A 17,208-nucleotide genomic window follows, 5' to 3' on the forward strand; every position below is an offset into this window, starting at 1 on the left:
GGTCGTACGTCCGGTCGTACGCGCGTCAGCGCTGCTCCACCTCGCCCGGAGCCGGACGCTGGGTCGGCACAGTCCGGTCCTCCGACTTCCAGTTGGTCGAAGCCGGCGGGATCTCGTCGGTCAGTGGCCCGCCGACCGGCTGCGGCCTGGGCTGCTCGACGGTGTCCGTGTCGCGTACCGGCTCCTGGTCCACCCGGGTCGGCGTCGGGTCGTCGACCGCCGGCTCGGCGCGGTGCCGGGCCGTCCCACCCTCGGGTCGGGTCACCAGCCACACACCGAAGACGACAGCGATCAGACCGAGGACACCAGCGACGATCGGGCCCCAGAAACTGATCAGGCCGATCTTGAAGCGGTTGTCCTTGACCGTCTCGACACTGCGGCTGACCGTGTCGTCGTTGTAGTTGAAGTCCGCGTCCAGCAGCACGGTGGGGGTGCCGGTGTTGGGCTGCAACTCCTTGTGCTGCTGCTCCCGCACGTTCACGTACGAGCCGGTGACCGGGTCGACCCAGACCGTCCGGGTGTTGCTGTAGACGATCTGACCGCTGGTGGCACCTGGCGCGAACTTGCCGACCAACGTCTGGAGGCTGCTCTCCGGCGTGGTGAGCACCTCGTTCTCGATCCGCTGCTCGAAGCGGTACGCCTCGATGCCCTTGATCTTTTCGGTGCCGACGAACTTCGCCGGAGTGGCCCGCTTCAGATCACGGTCGAAAATCTGGTAGTCGCGCTTGTCCGTGCCGAACGGGAACTTGTAGATCTGACCGGCGTACTTGACGTTGCCGACCGGAGTCCCGTCCGCCCCGGTCTCGTTGAGCCACTGCTCCTTCCAGGAGGCAGCCGCACCGGAGATCCGGTCGAGAGCGAGTTCGGTGCTGTACTGGCTGACCACCACCTCAGGGCTGTCGGTACGCCGGACCGTCTGGTAGACGTCCCAGATCACCGCGTCGCCCTTGAGGTCCTCGGGCAGCCGATCCTTGGTGTCGTCGGGCTGTGGAATGACCTCGACATTGGACGTGAGGTCGCCCTGCAGGACCTCGATGGTCGCCGAGTCTCCGACCCGGGTGATCTTCAGGAACTTGGCGTTCTTCGCCTCGGCGACGGACGTCGTTGGCTCAAGATCGTAGGGGAGCTTGGTCACGGCAGGGGCCACATAAAACGGCAGCCCGGCCGCGAAGACCAGCAATAAGACGCCAAGCCCGAAGAGCGCGGCGCCCACGCGAAGCTTCACTCATCCTCCTGTAACCTGCCGCCCTACGACCTGTTGTCCGGGGCACCCGATCCTTAACATGGCGGGAGGTTACTCCCCGGTCACCTTCAAAGCGACCCCCTGGATGTCCAGATGTCCACAGCCGCCGCGCCAACAGTTTCGGAGCCTTCGGTAACCGGCCGACTTCCCGCCCTCGACGCGCTGCGAGCAATCGGCGCGGTGGCGGTCGTCGGTCACCACATCGGGTTCCAGACCGCCGTCACCATGAACACCACCTGGGGCGGCTGGCTGGCTCGACTGGACGTCGGCGTCGCCATCTTCTTCGTACTGTCCGGGTTTCTGCTGTTTCGGCCGTGGGCGCTCAACGCCGCGACGGGCCTGGCCCGACCGCGCGCCAAGCGCTACCTGTGGCGGCGAGCCCTGCGCATCCTGCCCGCCTACTGGTTGGCGGTCGTGGTCTGCCTGATCGTCCTGCCGCAGAACGGGCAGGCGTCCGTCGGCGACTGGATCCGCCACCTCACCTTCACCCAGATCTACCAACCCGGGCAGTTGCGCGCCGGGCTCAGCCAGACCTGGAGTCTCGCCACCGAGGTCGTGTTCTACCTGCTCCTGCCGCTGGTCGCCGTGCTCGCCGTCGGCCGGTCCTGGCGTCCCGTCCGGACCATCGTGATCGTCAGCGGAAGTGCGCTGCTGACCGCGGGATGGCTCACCCTGATGGGGCTCGGCTGGCTCGACACCGCCCTGCACACCATGTGGTTCCCCTCGTACGCCGCCTGGTTCGGCGCCGGCATGGCACTGGCGGCGGCGCACGTCGCCCTGCGCACCGGGACCGCGCCCGCTGCCTTCCGGGTCCTGGACGACCTGGCCTCGGCACCGGTCACCTGCTGGGCCGCCGCCGTCGGCCTGATGGCGATCGCGACGACGCCCGTCGCCGGCCCCCGCGACCTCACCGAGCCGACGGCCGCCGAGTTCGGCGTCAAGCTGGCCCTCTACCTCGTGATCGCGGCGCTGATCCTGATCCCGGTGGCCTTCGGCGGGCCGAGCCGGGCCAAGGAGATCTTCGGCAGCTCGTCCGCCCGGTGGCTCGGCGCGGTCTCGTACGGGCTGTTCCTGTGGCACCCCATGGTCATCGAACTCATCTACCTGGTCGACGATCGCCCGCTGTTCACCGGTGGGCTGCTCAACACCTTCGCCCTCACCATGGCCTTCAGTCTGGTCTACGCCGCGGTCAGCTACTACGGCATCGAGCGGCCCCTGCAACTGCTCGGGTCGCAGGGTCGGCGCCGACCCACCGGACGTGGGCAGACACCCGGGACCCCCGCCACCGACGTGGCCGCACCGGCCACCACACCGCCGACCGTCGCGGCTGGCACTCCGGTGCCCACGGTCGGCGGGTAGCGCCCAGCGCTGGCCCATCGGGGCATTGCCGGCCGGCACACCAGCCCCTAATGTGACGCGGGTCGCTAAATTACTTGAGAGTAGGGTTCGCGTGGAGCGTCGCTTCGGCATGCCCGGACACGTGTTGTTCCTCAACTGGCGAGACACCCGCAACCCCGAGGGTGGCGGTTCCGAGGTGTACGTCGAACGGATCGCCGCCGAACTGGTGGCTCGCGGATTCCGCGCCACCCTCTTCTGCGCCGCCCACAGCCAGGCTCCCGCCGACGAGGTCAACGAGGCGGGCGTACGGCTGGTGCGGCGCGGCGGCCGACACAGCGTCTACCTCTGGGCGGCACTCTGTTACGTCGCGGGCGCGCTGGGCATCGGCCCGCTGGCGGCCCGCCGCGGCGGCCGGCCCGACATCCTGGTCGACGTCTGCAACGGGTTGCCGTTCCTCGCCCCGCTGTGGGCACGACGCCCGGTGGTCAAGCTGATCCACCACGTGCACCGCGAGCAGTGGCCAGTGGTGCTTCCACAGTGGGCGGCCCGGTTCGGCTGGTGGATCGAATCGTCGCTCGCCGTACGCCTCTACCGGCGGTGCCGGTACGTCACCGTCTCCGAGGCGACCCGCCGAGAGTTGGCAGTGCTCGGCGTGCCGCCGGAGCAGGTCTCCGTGGTGCACAACGGCACCCCGACGATGCCCCACACCGACGCCGAACGGGCGACGTTCCCGCTGCTCGTGACGCTGAACCGACTGGTGCCACACAAGCGGGTGGAGGTGGCGCTGCGGGCCGTCGCGGCCCTGGCCGACGAGCTGCCCCAACTACGTCTGGTCGTCGCCGGCCAGGGCTGGTGGGAGTCGCACCTGCGTGAACTCGCCGCGGAGCTGGGCATCACCGAGCGGGTGGACTTCCGGGGCTTCGTGACCGAGGAGGAGAAGGCCGCCCTGCTCGCCTCGGCCTGGGTGGCCCTGACCCCGTCCCTCAAGGAGGGCTGGGGGCTCACGATCGTGGAGGCGGGTTCGGCGGGCACTCCGACGGTGGCGTTCCGGGGAGCGGGCGGAGTCGCCGAAGCGGTCGTCGACGGGCGTACCGGCCTGCTGGCCGACGACATCGACGACTACCTGATGAAGGTGCGCACGCTTCTGCACCAGGATGAGCTGCGGCGGGAGATGGGCGCCCAGGCCCGGGAGCACGCCGCCAGCTTCACCTGGCAGGCCGCGGGTGGGCGCTTCGAGGCGATCCTCAAGGGTGTGGAGTCGCCCCGCCCAGTGCAGCAGCGGGGCGAGCCGTCCTACCTGTCGCCGTAAACCGCAGGGGCGTACGGGTCCTTCTTACCGGCCCGCTTGGCCGCCTCCGAGACGAGCTTGGCCTCACTCGCGGCCTCCTCGTCGGTGGCGGTCGCGGCGGCCGAGATCCCGCCGAGAGCCAGGATCCCCAGCAACGCCGCCACCAGGCCAGACACGACCAGGGTCAGAGCTCTACGCATGCCAATCCTCCAATGGCGAGACGTGCGAGCGGACGTTACCACGCGGTAGCTCGCCGGTGTAGTGCCGAAACGGCGGCACCGATGACCACCAGAAGGGCAGCGCTGAGCGCCGCCACCACCGCCAGTCGGGCCGGGCCGGACCCGCCCGATTCCCGCACGGTCGCCGGGTTGCGGTACAGCGTCAGGAACGGTCCGTCGTGGACGCGCTCCAGGCCGCCGAGCACCTGAGAATCCACCTCGCCGGAGACCTCGCGCTGCACCAGGACCCAGCGCACCCCCGTGGTCCAGACCGGCCGCCCCTCGGCCAGCGCCTCGCGCATCTCACGGACGCGCGGGTTCTCGCCGGCCACGGCGACATCGCCGACCCGGAGCGTGTCGTCGGTCAGGACCGTCCCCGGCAGGTAGCGGGGCGCCGGGTCCAGGACGACCCGACCAGGGTTCCACGGGTACGCCCGGTAGGCGCTCAGCGGCAACGCGAGGACCTCCCCCGGTTCCTCCTCGATGTGCTCGGCCACCCGCTGCCACTCCGCCGGATAGCTCACCGGACGAAGCCGACCGGCACCGCCGAACGCGAGGTCCGGAAGGACCGCCACCGGCAGGAACAGCAGCCCGACCAGGACCACCCCGGCCACCTCCCGGTCGATCCGGGCCACCAGCCGCTCGGCCCCCAACGCCGCGCACACCACCAGCAGCAGGGCGTACGGCGCCAGGAACTTCTGCCCATCCCGCAGCAGCCCCGCGCCCGGCAGGTGCACCACCGCCCAGCGCAGCGCGGCATCCCCGCCAGGGAGCAACCCGAAGGCGGCGAGCAGAAACCCGGTCCCGGCGAGCACCGCCAGGCGCGCCACCCCACCCGGGGGCAGCCGGCGCCGCAGCAGGCCCGCACCGACACCGGCCAGGATCAGCAGCACGAGAGTCGCCACCGGCACCAGTGGCGCCGCGCGGCTGGCGGGGGTGGCCTGTGCGCTCCAGATGCCACCGGTGCCGGCCAGCGCCACCAGCGGGCCGGCCCAGTTCTCCGAACGCGCCGCGAACGCCGCCACCCCCGCCGGGTCCGAGGAACCCCCGGCACCGGTGACCAGGGCCGCGACCACCCAGGGGGCGTTGAGCACTCCGACCGCGGCCAACGCCTGCCGGGACCGGTGCGGATGCATCCGCTGCGACACCAGCAGGGACCGGGGCGCGCGCATCCGGTCCGACGTCAGCACCAGCACCGTGCCCAGCGCGATCAGACCGCCGGTTGGCGTGATGGCGGCGGGAGCGGCGGCGAGCACCACCCGGGCGAGCGCGCCGTCGCGCCCGGCCCGCAGGTCCAGCGCCGCGCGCACCAGCCAGGGCAGCGCGGCGTACGCGAGCAGCAGCCCCCACTGCCCGATCAGCAACCGCTCGGCGAGGTACGGCGACCACGCGTACGCCAACGCGGCGAACAGCCGGACCGCGCGCCGTTCGGTCGGCACCAACCGGCCGGCGCCGACCGCCGCGAGGAAGACCGCCCCGGCGAGCGCCAGCCGCTGCACCAACCAGCCCGGCACGAGCTGGGTGACCAGCGAGACCAGCGCGTCCATCGGCACCGCCCGGGGCAGGCTCTGCGCCGGGGCGACGAGATCCCAGGTCAACGGCTGCCGGGGTACGAACACCATGTCGTACAGCAACGCGTAGCCGGGCGCCGCCAGCGGGGCCAGCACCACCACCGTGACCGCCGCCGCGACCGCGTACAGCGCCAGCGTGTCCCACGTCCGCCGAACCGGTGCGGCGTCGACGCCGTCGGTCGGCTCAACCATTCACGACGCCGGCACCGCCCGGCCGACGGTGATCAGCTCGGTGCACACACCGACCCCTGGCGTCTGGACGGTGACCTCGACGGCATCCCCCGCACCCTCCAGCAGGAAGAACAGGTCGTTCAGCCCGCGTCGCAGGGTGATCTCGCGCGTGGCGTCCCCGAGCCGGAACAGCGCCGTCGAGTCACCCGAGCTGAGGTAGCCGAAGTGCACCACGTACGGCCACTCCACCAGGTACCCGTCCAACGGGATCCGAGTGGGTCGGCCGCCCTCCGCCAGGTGCCCGCAACCGTCCACCGGACCGGGCACGATCTTCCGGCCCTGGACCACTACCGGACGGATCCGGCCGAGGTCATCGAACGTCGACGGTCGTGCGGCCTCCGTCACGAAGGTGGGCCGACGCTCGGCCGGGCGGAAGAAGTGCGACTGGAGATTGTCCGGCCAGAAGTAGCCGGCGATCACCCGGTCCGGGACGGCGGTGTCGAAGAAGACGGTGCCCGGCGGCGCTACGGCGAGCTCGGCCTGCGTCGTCGCGAGATAGTCCCGCCCGTACTTGGTACTCCAGTTGTCCCCGAAACGGGCCGTGCTCCACAGGGTGCCCACGCCGATGGTCGCCAGGACGACGATCATCGAGACCAGGCCGACCGCGAACGCGCCCGGCTCCCGCAGGACCGTCGGCACCGGCCACGCCGACACCTCGTCCTCGTCGGTGTCCTTGATCCCCAGCAGCGCCGCACCCACACAGATCGCGGCGACCAGCACCACGTCGGCGACGTACCGGGGGACGACGCCGATCAGCGGGCCGAGCGGCCCGCCCAGCCGGGTGATGGCGAAGAGCGCGGCGACCAGGCCGAGGTAGGAGGTGAGCAGCAGCCAGGCCCGGCCGGCCGACGGACGCCGCCGGACGGTGACCACGACGAGCGTCGCCAGCACCGCCCACGACAACCACTTGGCAATGTCGTACGGGTCGACGAGCGGGGGACCGTCACCGGCGTAGCTCCAACGCCACGGACCTCCGAGCAGACCCGGCACCACTGTCTCGCCGACCAGGTCACCGAGGAAGTTGAGCACCGGACCGACCGAGGTCGGGTCCCGCAGTTCGCCGGATGGACGCGTCAGGTAGAACGCCAGGTATCCCCCCGACAGCGCGCTGAGCATCAGCCAGGCCGGCCAGTGCTGGCGGACCGCCGTCGTGACACTGCGCAACACGCCACCGGAGGTGAAGAGGAAGACGGTCAGCAGGAACAGCAGCGGCACGATCAGCAGAGACTTGGTGTCGAAGAGCAGGCCGAACACCAGCCAGAACGCGATCGCCACGAGGTGTCGCAGGCGACCGGTCCGCACGTACCGGACCTGGGCTGCCACCGCCATGACCAGGGCCAACTGCATCGGCAGCACGAGCAGCCCGACCAACCACAGCGAGGAGACCTCAAGCGTCAGCGGGCTGAAAATGAACAGGCACAACGGGATGAGCAGGCCCCAACCGGGCCGGAGCAGATCGCGCAACAGCCGGTAGAGGGCGATCCCGGTCGCCGCCTGACCAACGGCCAGCAGCAACACCCACGGCCAGGTGGCGAAGCCCGCCGCCCGCACCATCGCCCACGCCACCAACAGGCCGCCGGGCATGAGGTGGTTGTTGAACGTACGCAGGAGATAGTCCGCGTCCAGCCCGGTGTCGAGGACCTGGGCGGCGATGACGAACTCGTCCTGCGAGAACCAGCCACGGGTGGCGAGACCGGCGCGCCAGGCGACGGACACCGCGATGAGGGCGATCGCCACGGCTCGGACGGGGTCGGCGCGGAGCCATCGGCCGATCGGCCCGGGCCCGTCGCCGTCGGACGCGACGCGTTCCGGATGCGTCTCGGCCTCAGCTTCTGGCATTGACATGGTCGGCAGCCTGCCACACGCTTACACGCCGTGGGGACGGCCGTTCTCCCGATAACGCCACCGCAGCGCCCCTGGTCGCCCGTCCGTGCCCGGTCCGGATAACGTCGCGCGACAGTCGTCGGCTGCAGGTGCGCGTCCGGCCGGTGAAGACAGGAGCCGAAATGCGTGCAGAGGTGGCCAGTGGCGCCGCTCCGGGGTCCAGCCGGAGCCGGCACACGGCCCGACGGTTCCGGCACCTGGTCATCTGCATCGCTCTCACCGCCCTGGCCTTCCAGCAGGCCCCGGGCCAGGTCGTCCCCGACACCAAGGTCGATCTGAACGTCAACCCGGCCGGGTGGCTGCTCCGCTCACTGCACCTGTGGGACCCCACCGGCACGTTCGGCCAACTACAGAACCAGGCGTACGGCTATCTCTGGCCGATGGGCCCGTTCTTCCTGCTCGGGTCGGAGTCCGGCCTCGCGCCGTGGGTGGTGCAGCGGCTGTGGTGGGCACTGCTCTTCTGTGTCGCCTACCTGGGGGCCGTGCGCCTGGCGGGCCGACTCAACATCGGAACGCCCGCCGGACGCATGATCGCCGGCGTCGCCTTCGCGCTGTCACCACGCATCCTCACCCAGCTCGGCTGGTCCTCGGTGGAAGCCTGGCCCAGCGCCGTCGCCCCCTGGGTGCTCATTCCACTGGTCGGTCTCGCCGCCGGCACGCGACTGCGACGCGCCGTCGCCGCGTCAGCCCTCGCCGTCGCCTGCGCCGGTGGGGTCAACGCCACTGCCGTGTTCGCGGTGGTGCCACTGGCCCTGCTCTGGCTCGCCACCATTCAGCCCGTACGCCGCCGGGTCACCGCCATCGCCGCCTGGTGTGGCGCGGTGGCCCTGGCCACCGCGTGGTGGTTGGTTCCGCTGCTGGTCCTCGGGCGGTACAGCCCGCCCTTCCTGGACTACATCGAGACCGCCCGGAACACCACGAGCGTCACCGACGGGGTGACCACACTGCGCGGTGCCTCCTACTGGGTCGCCTACCTGGCCTCCCCGTTCGGACCGACCATCCCGTCCGGTGCGCGACTCGCCAACGAGGCGGTGCTGGTCGCCGCCACCCTGGCGGTGGCCGCGCTCGGTGTGCTCGGGCTGTCCCGACGGGGGATGCCGCACCGCCGGTTCCTCATCACCGGCCTGGTGCTCGGCGTCGCGCTCGTCGGTCTCGGGCACGTCGGCGACCTGCCGAACATCCTCGCCGGGCCGCAGCGGGAGTTCCTCGACGGCGTCGGCGCACCCCTGCGCAACGTGCACAAGTTCGACGTCCTGCTCCGCCTACCCCTGTGCCTGGGCATGGCGCACCTGATCGGGTTGGCCGTCCGGGCTGCGCGCACCGCGCCCGCGCGGCACCGTCCGCGAACCGTCGCACGCGCCTGGCTGACCGCCGGCGCCGCGATCGTCGCCGTCACGGCGGTCGCCACGCCCGCCCTCGCGGGCGGTCTCGCCACCCCGGGCAGCGTCAAGGAGGTGCCCGGCTACTGGCACGACGCCACCGACTGGCTCGACGCGAACACGGGGCGCGGGCGGGTGCTCGTCGTACCCGGGGCGCGCTTCCCGTCGTACGACTGGGGCAACACCACCGACGAGATCACTCAGCCGCTGCTCAACAGCCGGTGGGCGGTACGCAACGCCATCCCCTTCACCCCACCGACCACGATCCGACTGCTGGACGTGATCGAGTCGACGCTCGCCACCGGCGCCGGGTCGACCGGTCTGGCGGACCTGCTGGCCCGATCCGGAATCAGCCACGTCCTGTTCCGCGCCGACCTCGACCACGGCCGCTCCGACACGGCCCGCCCAGCCGTGGTCCGGCAGGCGCTGGAGCGCTCACCCGGGTTGACCCGCGTCACGTCCTTCGGCCCCCTGCGCGGCGGGCCCTCGTCCGCCGATGAGTTCCGCGACCACGGGCTCGACGTGCCCGTCCGGGCGCTGGAGGTCTACCGGGTCGACCGGCCCGTCGAACCGGTGGTCGCCTACGACAGAGCCGCCGTGACGACAGTGGTCGGTGGCCCCGAGTCACTGCTCGACCTCGCTGCGGCAGGGCAACTCGGCTCGGCGCCCACCGTCCTGGCCGGCGACGCGTCGACCGCCGACGTCACCGGACCGGTGGCGATGACCGATGGGCTGCGCAGGCGGGACGTGTCGTTCGGCGGGCTCCGTGACAACACCTCCCAGACGTTGACCGCCGACGACACCTTCGAGGTCACCGCGCCCGCCCACGACTACCTGCCCGAGTGGGGTGCGGAGCACTCCACCGTCGCCCGTTTCGAGGGCATCAACGCGATCCGCACCTCCACCGCCCGTTCGCAGGTGGACTCCCCCGGCGGTGCCCGCCCCGAGCACCAGCCGTACGCGGCGATGGACGGCAACCCGGCGACCTCCTGGCAGTCCGCGCCGTACTCGCCCAGTGACCAACAGTGGATCGAGGTGGGCCTCGCCAATCCGACGACGGTCACCCGGGTCGAGGTGTGGTTCGACCTGAAGGCCGATGCCCTGCCCACGACGGTGACCGTCAGCGCCGGGTACGAGAGCAGCACCATCGAACAGTTCAGCGACCACATGGTGTTCGAACTGCCCGGCGTCCACGCCACCCGCGAGGTCCGGGTCTCGGTCGACAGCGCGTACGACCTGCGCCCGTTCGGAAACGGCTCGGTCGGTATCGCCGAGATCAAGATTCCGGGCATCCAGACCAGCCGCACGCTGGTCCTGCCCACCGCACCGGACACCGACCGGCCGGCGACCGTCGTCGTGTCCGCGGCACCCACCACGCCGGCCTGCTTCTCCGTCGACGGGCACCCGCGCTGCTCCACCGACGCCATCCGTGGTTCCGAGGACGGGTCCACCATCGACCGGACCCTGACCCTGCCGGCCGCCGGCGCGTACGACACCAAGCTGTGGGCGCGGCCGACGGCCGGCCCTGACCTGGACAACGCCCTCGACAAGCTGGTGACCGACGCGCAGCCACTGCGCCTCGCGGCGCAGATCAGCGCCTCGTCGACGGCCGTGCCCGACCCGACCGGCCGGGCCGGGGCGGCGCTCGACGGGAACCCGGCCACCAGCTGGTCACCGGCGATCGACGACGAGGCACCGATCCTGCGGCTCAAGTGGCTCAAGCCGCAGACCATCACCGGGCTCCGCTTCTCGGTCGACGACAAGACCCCCGCCACCCGCCTCGGCAGTGTCCGGGTCGTTGGCGACGACGGCTTCCGTAGCAGCCTGCTCGGCGACGACGGGCTGCTCCGCCTGGACCCGCCGATGCGGACCGACGAGATCACCATCCAGTTCCTCGACAAGCCATCCGCCACCAGCACCGACCCGTACAAGCTGCGGTTGCCGGAGCGGTTGCCCATCGCGGTCGGCGAGGTGACAGTGCTACCCGGAGCACCCACCGTCGGACCGCGCCTCGACACACCCCTGTCGCTGGCCTGCGGATCGGGGCCGACGCTCCAGATCGGCGCGGCGCGGGTGACCACCACGCTGCGCGGCACGCCCAGCGACCTGCTGGAAATGCGCGAGATGCCGGTGACGCCGTGCGGCCGGAACACGCCCCGACAGCTTGACCTGAGCCGCGGAGACCACCGCATCGTCGCCACCCCGAGCCAGCTCGCCTCGCCCACCAGGGTCGCCCTGGTACCGAGAACGGCCAGCCCGGCCTCGGCGGCCGCCAGCGCCACCGAGGTCGAATCCTGGGCGGCCACCGAGCGCCGGGTACGGGTGGCCAGTCACCCGGTCGACCGGGTGCTCGCCGTGCGGGAGAACACCAACACCGGCTGGCAGGCCACCCTCGGCGGGCGGACGCTGAAGCCACTGGTGGTGGACGGGTGGCAGCAGGGCTGGATCCTTCCCGCCGGCGCCTCCGGAGAGGTGCTGTTGCGTTTCGCCCCGGACACGCCGTACCGGGCGGGGCTTCTCCTCGGCGGCATCCTGCTCGCGGTGGTGGTCCTGCTCGCGGTGGTGCCCGCCCGACAGCCCACCGGGCGAACCTCGGCGACCGTCCCACCACGCGGCCGACGCCGCTTCACCCGCTCGCTGCCGCTGCTGGCCGTCGGGGCCGCCGCGCTGGTGCTGTGGAGCGGCCTCATCGGCGGCCTGCTGGTCGCGGCGGGATTCATGCTGGCGGTACCCGGACCACGCCGCCTGCCCTGGCCGGCCGACCCACGTCGGGCCAGGACGATCAGCCGGGCCGTCGAGACCTGGCTCCCGGGCGCGCTCGTCCTGCTCGCCGGGTTGCTCTACCTCGACTCGACGCGACGGAACACCGACGCGCTCGTGCAACTCACGATCGTCGTTGCCCTGGGCGCCCTCTGGCTCTCCACCGCCGCCCGACGACGCCCGGTACGCCGGCCCACGCCAACCGCCGGGACTTCAGCCGTTGCGGCGGCTGCGCTGGTCGCGGAGGGACCGAAGCCGTACCCGGCCAAACCGGACGGGGCCGAGCCGGCGAGGCCTGGCCAGCCGGCCGGGCCAACCGACGGGCAACTTCCGACCTTCTCCGAGATCACATGACTCTTCGACGACCCGTCCGTCGGGAGAAGACGGCCCAGACGGAGCTGACACGCGGATGGAGTACGGGCCTCGGCGCTGCCGGGGTCAGCGTCACAGTGGCCGGGGTCCTGGTCAACGGCCTCGCCTACCTGGTGCCGGTCCTGGCCGCCCGACGACTCGACCCGGCCGACCTCAGCGCGCTCGCCGCCGCCCTCGGTCTGGTGGCCATCGTCGGTGTGCCCGGGCTCGGCCTGCAACTGGCCGTCGCCGTACACCGCGCCCGGCACGGCGCCTCCGACACTCGACGGCTCACCGCGGTCACCGCCGCAGTCTGCGCGGGAACCCTCGTCGCGGCGACACCACTGCTGGTCACCGCCCTGGATCTCCCGGTCGAGATGCCCGCACTGCTGGCGGTCACCACCGCGGCGATCGTGCTCTCCTCCCGGTCCCTCGGAGAGTTGCAGGGTGGCCAGCGCTTCGTACGACTCGCCGTCGGGATGGCAGTGCTCGCCGCCGGCCGCTACGGCGGCGTGATCGCCGGGTTGCTGCTCGGCGCGGGACCGACCGGCGCGTTGGCGGTCGGCGCGTTGACCGCCGCCCTCACCCCTGCGGTGCTGGCCCGGCTCGCCCGCGAGCCCCGACGGTCGTCCACCGCCCCACGGCTGACAGTCGCTCAGGTCGTTGCCGGCTGCGGCGCGACAGTGGCGATGCTCGTCGTCTCCTACGCCGACCTGCTGCTGGCCCGGCAACTGCTGTCCCCGTCGGATTCCGGGGCGTACTCGGTCGGCACCGTCCTGAGCAAGGGCGCGCTCTGGGCACCGCAGGTCGCCGCCGTCCTCGCCCTACCGCGGCTGGCCCGCGGTGACCGGCGCAGCCGAACGGTTGCGCTCGCGGTGACAGGCGGGTGTGGCGTGGTGCTGGTTCTCGCCTCGACCCTCGCCGGAGGGCTCGCATTCCGCCTAGCCGGTGGGCCCGACTACGACCACCTGGGCCGGTACGCGCCCCTCTTCGCGGCGGTCGGTGCGCTCTACGCGGTGGCGTTCGTGCTGCTAAACGACCGTCTCGCGGCCGGCGCACGCTGGGCGGCGGCACCGCTGTGGGTGGGCGTGGCCGGCCTGGTGGCCGTCACCGCGGCCCTCCGGCCCCACACCGTCCCCGGCCTTCTCCTCGCGGCAGTGGGCACGGCCATCGTCACCACCGCGCTGATGGCGGTGACGGCCCGTCGGCCCGCTCCGGGTCCGGCGGCTGAAACACGCCCTAGCCCTCCGCGAGCCAGTCCGTCAGCAGTCGGTGGTCGATCGAGTCCACCCGACCGAGCGAACGACCCGAGGCCACCCGGTCCCGCAGCTCCGCCCGGGTGAACCAGCGCGCCTCCAGCAACTCGTCGCCGTCCACGCGTACGTCGTCGGAGGTGGCGGTGGCCCGGAAGCCCACCATCAGGCCGGCGGGGAACGGCCACGCCTGCGACCCCTGGTAGGTCACGTCGGTGACGGTCACGCCCGCCTCCTCGCTCATCTCCCGACGGACCGCGTCCTCCAGGCTCTCGCCGATCTCGACGAAGCCGGCCAGCGTCGAATACGCGTCCTCAGCCGCGCCCCCGTGCCGGGCCAGCAGACAGCGCCCCGACCGACCGGGTGCCTCGACCAACACGATGACTGCCGGCTCGATCCGGGGGAACAGCAGACGTCCGCACTCCGTGCCGGTGCAGGTCCGCAGATGCCCGCCGCCGTCGGCGACGGCCGGCGCGCCGCACGTCCCGCAGAATCGCTGCTGCCGGTGCCAGTGCAACAAACCCCTGGCGTACGCCTGGACGGCCGCGTCGCCGGGTTCGAGCCGCCCGACCAGTGCCCGCACGTCGACGGTCCGCACCGCACCGGCCATCTCGACGGCGGACCGCTCGGGGAGCGCGGAGAGGTCCGCGGCGAACACGGCGGCCTCCCCGTCGAGCCCCAGGAAGACGGTCTCGCCGGCGGCGGACCGGACCAGCGCCGCGCGCTCCGCGCTGAGCCGAACCGGCCCGTGCCCGTCGACGAGACAACGGTCCCGCCACATCGGCAGCAGCACGGTGGTCGACTCGGTGAACAGCGCCCCCAACCGTGTCGGATCGGTGCGCAACGGTCCCGCCCGGTCCAGCGATCCGCCGCCGTACGCCAACACCCGCTCCGCAGCGTCCACCCGGTCACCGTGCCACGTCGGTGGTCGGCCGTCGGCACCGCCCCCGGACCGGTGCGACACGCCGAACGACACGCGGTAGCTGCGCCTGGTGGGCGCAGCCGACGAGTACGGCCGGGGATTCGTTACCGTAGGTGCCTCCGGGAGGGAGGACCTCCCGCGGCACCCTGGCGATCGAGGTTGCAGTGACGCTGTACGGCGAAAACAGTCCACCCGCCGACGACCGGCCCACAGTGCAGGTCACCGCGGTCACCTGGCCGGACGACGGAGCTGAGCCGGTCACCACAGCCGCCCCCGGCGAGCCGGACGGCGGCCCGCGCCGGCCGCGTCGGATGCGCGTGCTGCTCGCCGCCGGCATCACCGGTGGCGTCCTCGCCGCCGTGGCGGGCGCCGGCGCCTGGGCGTACGCCGGTGACGTCCCCCGTGGCACCAGCGTGCTCGGCACCGAACTGGGCGGCCGGAGCCGCGCGGACGCCGACCGGGAGTTGCGGGCGGAGCTGGACCGGCGGGCGGCAACGCTCGCCACGCCGCTGAAGGTCACCGTCGACGGGCGCACCGCCGACATCAACCCGGCCGACGTGGGGCTGACCGTCGACGTGCCGGCGACCATCGCGGCAGCCGCCGAGGCGGACGCGCACCCGGTCAGCCGGCTGGTCGGCTCCCGCACCGTCGAGCCGGTGGTGACCGTCGACGTGGGCCGGTTGGACGACGCGCTCCGTAAGGTGCTCGGCAACCAGGCCCAGGGCATGACGATGCCGGCGATCACCTTTCAGGGCACCACGCCGAAGGTCGTACAGCCCAAGCCTGGGCTGGCTCTGAACCCGGAGCGTTCCGCCGAGGTGGTCCGCGCCGGCTGGTTGGCCGGCGCCCCGGTCACCGTGCCCCTGGTGGAGACCCACCCGGCGACCACTCCGGAGGAGTTGGACCGGATGGTCAACGAGCTGGCGAAGCCGGCGGTCGCCGCGCCGGTCACCCTGCGCACCAACAAGGGCCAGGTGACGATCCCGCCCGCCGCCATCGCGAAGAGCCTCCGGTTCGGTGCCGACAAGACCGGCAAGCTCACCCCCTCGGTGGACGTCAAGCGGCTGCGGGCGGCGCTCGGCGACAAGCTGGCCGCCATCGAGGTGCCACCGAAGGACGCCACGATGACGATTTCCGGTGGCCGGCCCACCGCCAAGGAGGGGCGATCCGGGCAGCAACTGGACACGGCGGCCCTCAGTCGAGACCTGCTGGCCGTGCTGCCGAAGGCGGACGGCCGCGAGGTGACCGGCGAGTTGAAGCCGACGCCGCCGCAGCTGACCGGGGAGAAGCTCGCCGGCCTGGGCATCAAGGAGCGGGTGTCGACCTTCACCACCCGATTCACCGGCGGTATGGCCTCGTCACGCAGCCAGAACATCGCGACCATCGCGAGGAAGGTGGACGGCACTGTCGTGCTACCTGGGAAGACGTTCTCGCTCAACGGGCACACCGGCGAGCGCGGCTACGCCCAGGGCTACCGGGACGCACCTGTCATCCTCGACGGCAAGCTCGTCCCGGGCGTCGGCGGCGGCACCTCGCAGTTCACCACCACGCTGTTCAACGCGACCTACTACGCCGGCTTGGAGGACGTCGAACACAAGCCGCACTCCTACTGGTTCGACAGGTACCCGGCGGTCATCGAGTCGACCATCTTCTGGCCGAATCTGGACTTCAAGTTCCGCAACAACACCGAGTACGGCGTGCTCATCGACACGTCGTACACGTCCAGCACGATCACCGTGTCGATCTGGAGCACGAAGATCTACGACAGCGTGAAGACCGAGTACGGGCCGCGCCGCAACATCACGGCGCCGAAGCAGATCCATCTGGCTCCCGGCCCCTCGTGCATCGAGACCAACGGCATCAACGGCTTCACCCAGGACGCCTTCCGGGTCATCAAGAAGGGCGGCGTGGTCGTCAAGCGGGAGAAGTTCACCTGGCGCTACGACGCGGAGCCCCGCTACGTCTGCGGGCCGAAGACGTCCTGAGGCCCCACCCGCTCCGGGTCGATCCTGCTCTGAGGCCGACCGTGCTCTGAGGCCGATTGTGCTCTGAGCGGCCCTGCTCTGAGCGGCCCTGCTCTGAGCGGCCCTGCTCTGAGCGGCCCTGCACCCGGTCAGCTCAGGTCTGGGGTCAGCTCGGCAGCGTTGCGGCCGTGCCCATTGCGCTTGCCGCCCTGCGGTGGCATCGGCACCGTGCGAGTCTCCTGCACCCGGATCTCGGCCCGGAACCGGTGCGCCGCGGGGTGCCACATCTCCTCGAACGGACCCATGACCTCGCCACCGATGCCACGGCGACGCACCCGGGACGCGAGCCACCAGAGGATGCCCAGGACCGCCGCCACGCAGCCCGCGAACACCACAAATATCAGGACCTCATCCACAGGCCGAGCCTAGCCCGCGGCGCCAGGCCCAGCCCTGGACCGCCGCGATCTTGCACTTTCGGTCGTTGAAACGCGAACTCTGAGGCGGTTTGCTGCAGCAGAAACTGCAAGATCGCGGGGTGAGGGGGCCCGGGGCAGGGCACGGGGGCGGACCCCAGACTGCTGACCTGCTGACCTGCAAGCTCGCTGACCGCCGCCTGGGCCGGCCGCAAGATCGCGCAACATCCCGGTTGTAGTGGCATTCGCACGTCATAAGGCCACTACAACCTGGATCGAGCGTGACCTTGACGGCTCGGAGCAGCTCAGGCCCCTGTTCCCGGCCTCACCCGGGTCATCGGGTAGCCCGGGGTATCAGGAAACCCGAGCCGATCAACCAGGCAGGGAAACGCA

11 protein-coding genes are annotated in these 17,208 nt (G+C 71.6%); 5 read left to right on the forward strand and 6 right to left on the reverse strand.

Annotated elements, in window-relative coordinates:
* Positions 1–25: 25 nt before the first annotated feature.
* A complete protein-coding gene (gene pgfA / locus MED15_RS26550) occupies positions 26–1,225 on the reverse strand; it encodes a cell envelope lipid trafficking protein PgfA (RefSeq protein ID WP_112737245.1) in 1,200 nt (399 codons plus the stop codon).
* A 111-nt stretch (positions 1,226–1,336) separates the two neighbouring features.
* Between pgfA and MED15_RS26555 the strand changes: the two genes are divergently transcribed.
* Together MED15_RS26555 and MED15_RS26560 are read left to right on the forward strand one after the other, a co-directional pair.
* Positions 1,337–2,602 (forward strand): acyltransferase family protein, encoded by a 1,266-nt coding sequence (locus MED15_RS26555; protein WP_112604777.1) that lies wholly within the window; start codon positions 1,337–1,339, stop codon positions 2,600–2,602.
* 109 nt (positions 2,603–2,711) lie between these two features.
* Positions 2,712–3,890: a glycosyltransferase family 4 protein gene (locus MED15_RS26560; protein ID WP_112589293.1), complete on the forward strand. Its 1,179-nt coding sequence runs from the start codon at positions 2,712–2,714 to the stop codon at positions 3,888–3,890.
* Here MED15_RS26560 and MED15_RS26565 read toward each other — a convergent pair.
* From MED15_RS26565 to MED15_RS26575, 3 genes are read right to left on the reverse strand one after another with little or no spacing between them, the layout of a single operon-like run.
* Positions 3,875–4,069, reverse strand: a complete 195-nt coding sequence (locus MED15_RS26565; protein WP_112589285.1) for a hypothetical protein — start codon at positions 4,067–4,069, stop codon at positions 3,875–3,877. The genes MED15_RS26560 and MED15_RS26565 overlap by 16 nt on opposite strands.
* A 35-nt stretch (positions 4,070–4,104) precedes the next feature.
* A complete protein-coding gene (locus MED15_RS26570; RefSeq protein ID WP_225855150.1) occupies positions 4,105–5,850 on the reverse strand; it encodes an MmpA family trehalose lipid delivery protein in 1,746 nt (581 codons plus the stop codon).
* Positions 5,851–7,728, reverse strand: coding sequence for a hypothetical protein (locus MED15_RS26575; protein ID WP_425271092.1), 1,878 nt, complete (start codon positions 7,726–7,728; stop codon positions 5,851–5,853).
* Between the two features lie 167 nt (positions 7,729–7,895).
* On the opposite strand from MED15_RS26575, the gene MED15_RS26580 reads away from it, so the two are divergent.
* Complete coding sequence (locus tag MED15_RS26580) at positions 7,896–12,266, forward strand: alpha-(1->3)-arabinofuranosyltransferase (RefSeq protein WP_112737249.1); 4,371 nt, start codon at positions 7,896–7,898, stop codon at positions 12,264–12,266.
* On the forward strand, positions 12,263–13,606 hold the full coding sequence (locus MED15_RS26585) for a lipopolysaccharide biosynthesis protein (RefSeq protein ID WP_244220603.1): 1,344 nt from the start codon (positions 12,263–12,265) through the stop codon (positions 13,604–13,606). Before MED15_RS26580 ends, MED15_RS26585 begins: the two co-directional genes overlap by 4 nt.
* Here the strand turns inward: MED15_RS26585 and nudC are convergent.
* Positions 13,503–14,420 carry an NAD(+) diphosphatase gene (nudC, locus tag MED15_RS26590; protein ID WP_112604794.1) on the reverse strand — a complete coding sequence of 306 codons (918 nt, stop codon included), beginning with the start codon at positions 14,418–14,420 and terminating at the stop codon, positions 13,503–13,505. The two genes, MED15_RS26585 and nudC, sit on opposite strands and share 104 nt — an antisense overlap.
* A gap of 182 nt (positions 14,421–14,602) precedes the next feature.
* On the opposite strand from nudC, the gene MED15_RS26595 reads away from it, so the two are divergent.
* A complete protein-coding gene (locus MED15_RS26595; protein ID WP_112737251.1) occupies positions 14,603–16,423 on the forward strand; it encodes a VanW family protein in 1,821 nt (606 codons plus the stop codon).
* A 128-nt stretch (positions 16,424–16,551) separates the two neighbouring features.
* On the opposite strand, the gene MED15_RS26600 is transcribed toward MED15_RS26595, so the two are convergent.
* The gene (locus tag MED15_RS26600) at positions 16,552–16,818 is read right to left on the reverse strand and encodes a hypothetical protein (protein ID WP_112589276.1); all 267 of its coding nucleotides are present in this window, start codon (positions 16,816–16,818) and stop codon (positions 16,552–16,554) included.
* Positions 16,819–17,208: the final 390 nt, after the last annotated feature.

The organism is Micromonospora noduli, from assembly GCF_003264475.1.
GTDB classification, from domain to species: Bacteria; Actinomycetota; Actinomycetes; order Mycobacteriales; family Micromonosporaceae; genus Micromonospora; species Micromonospora noduli.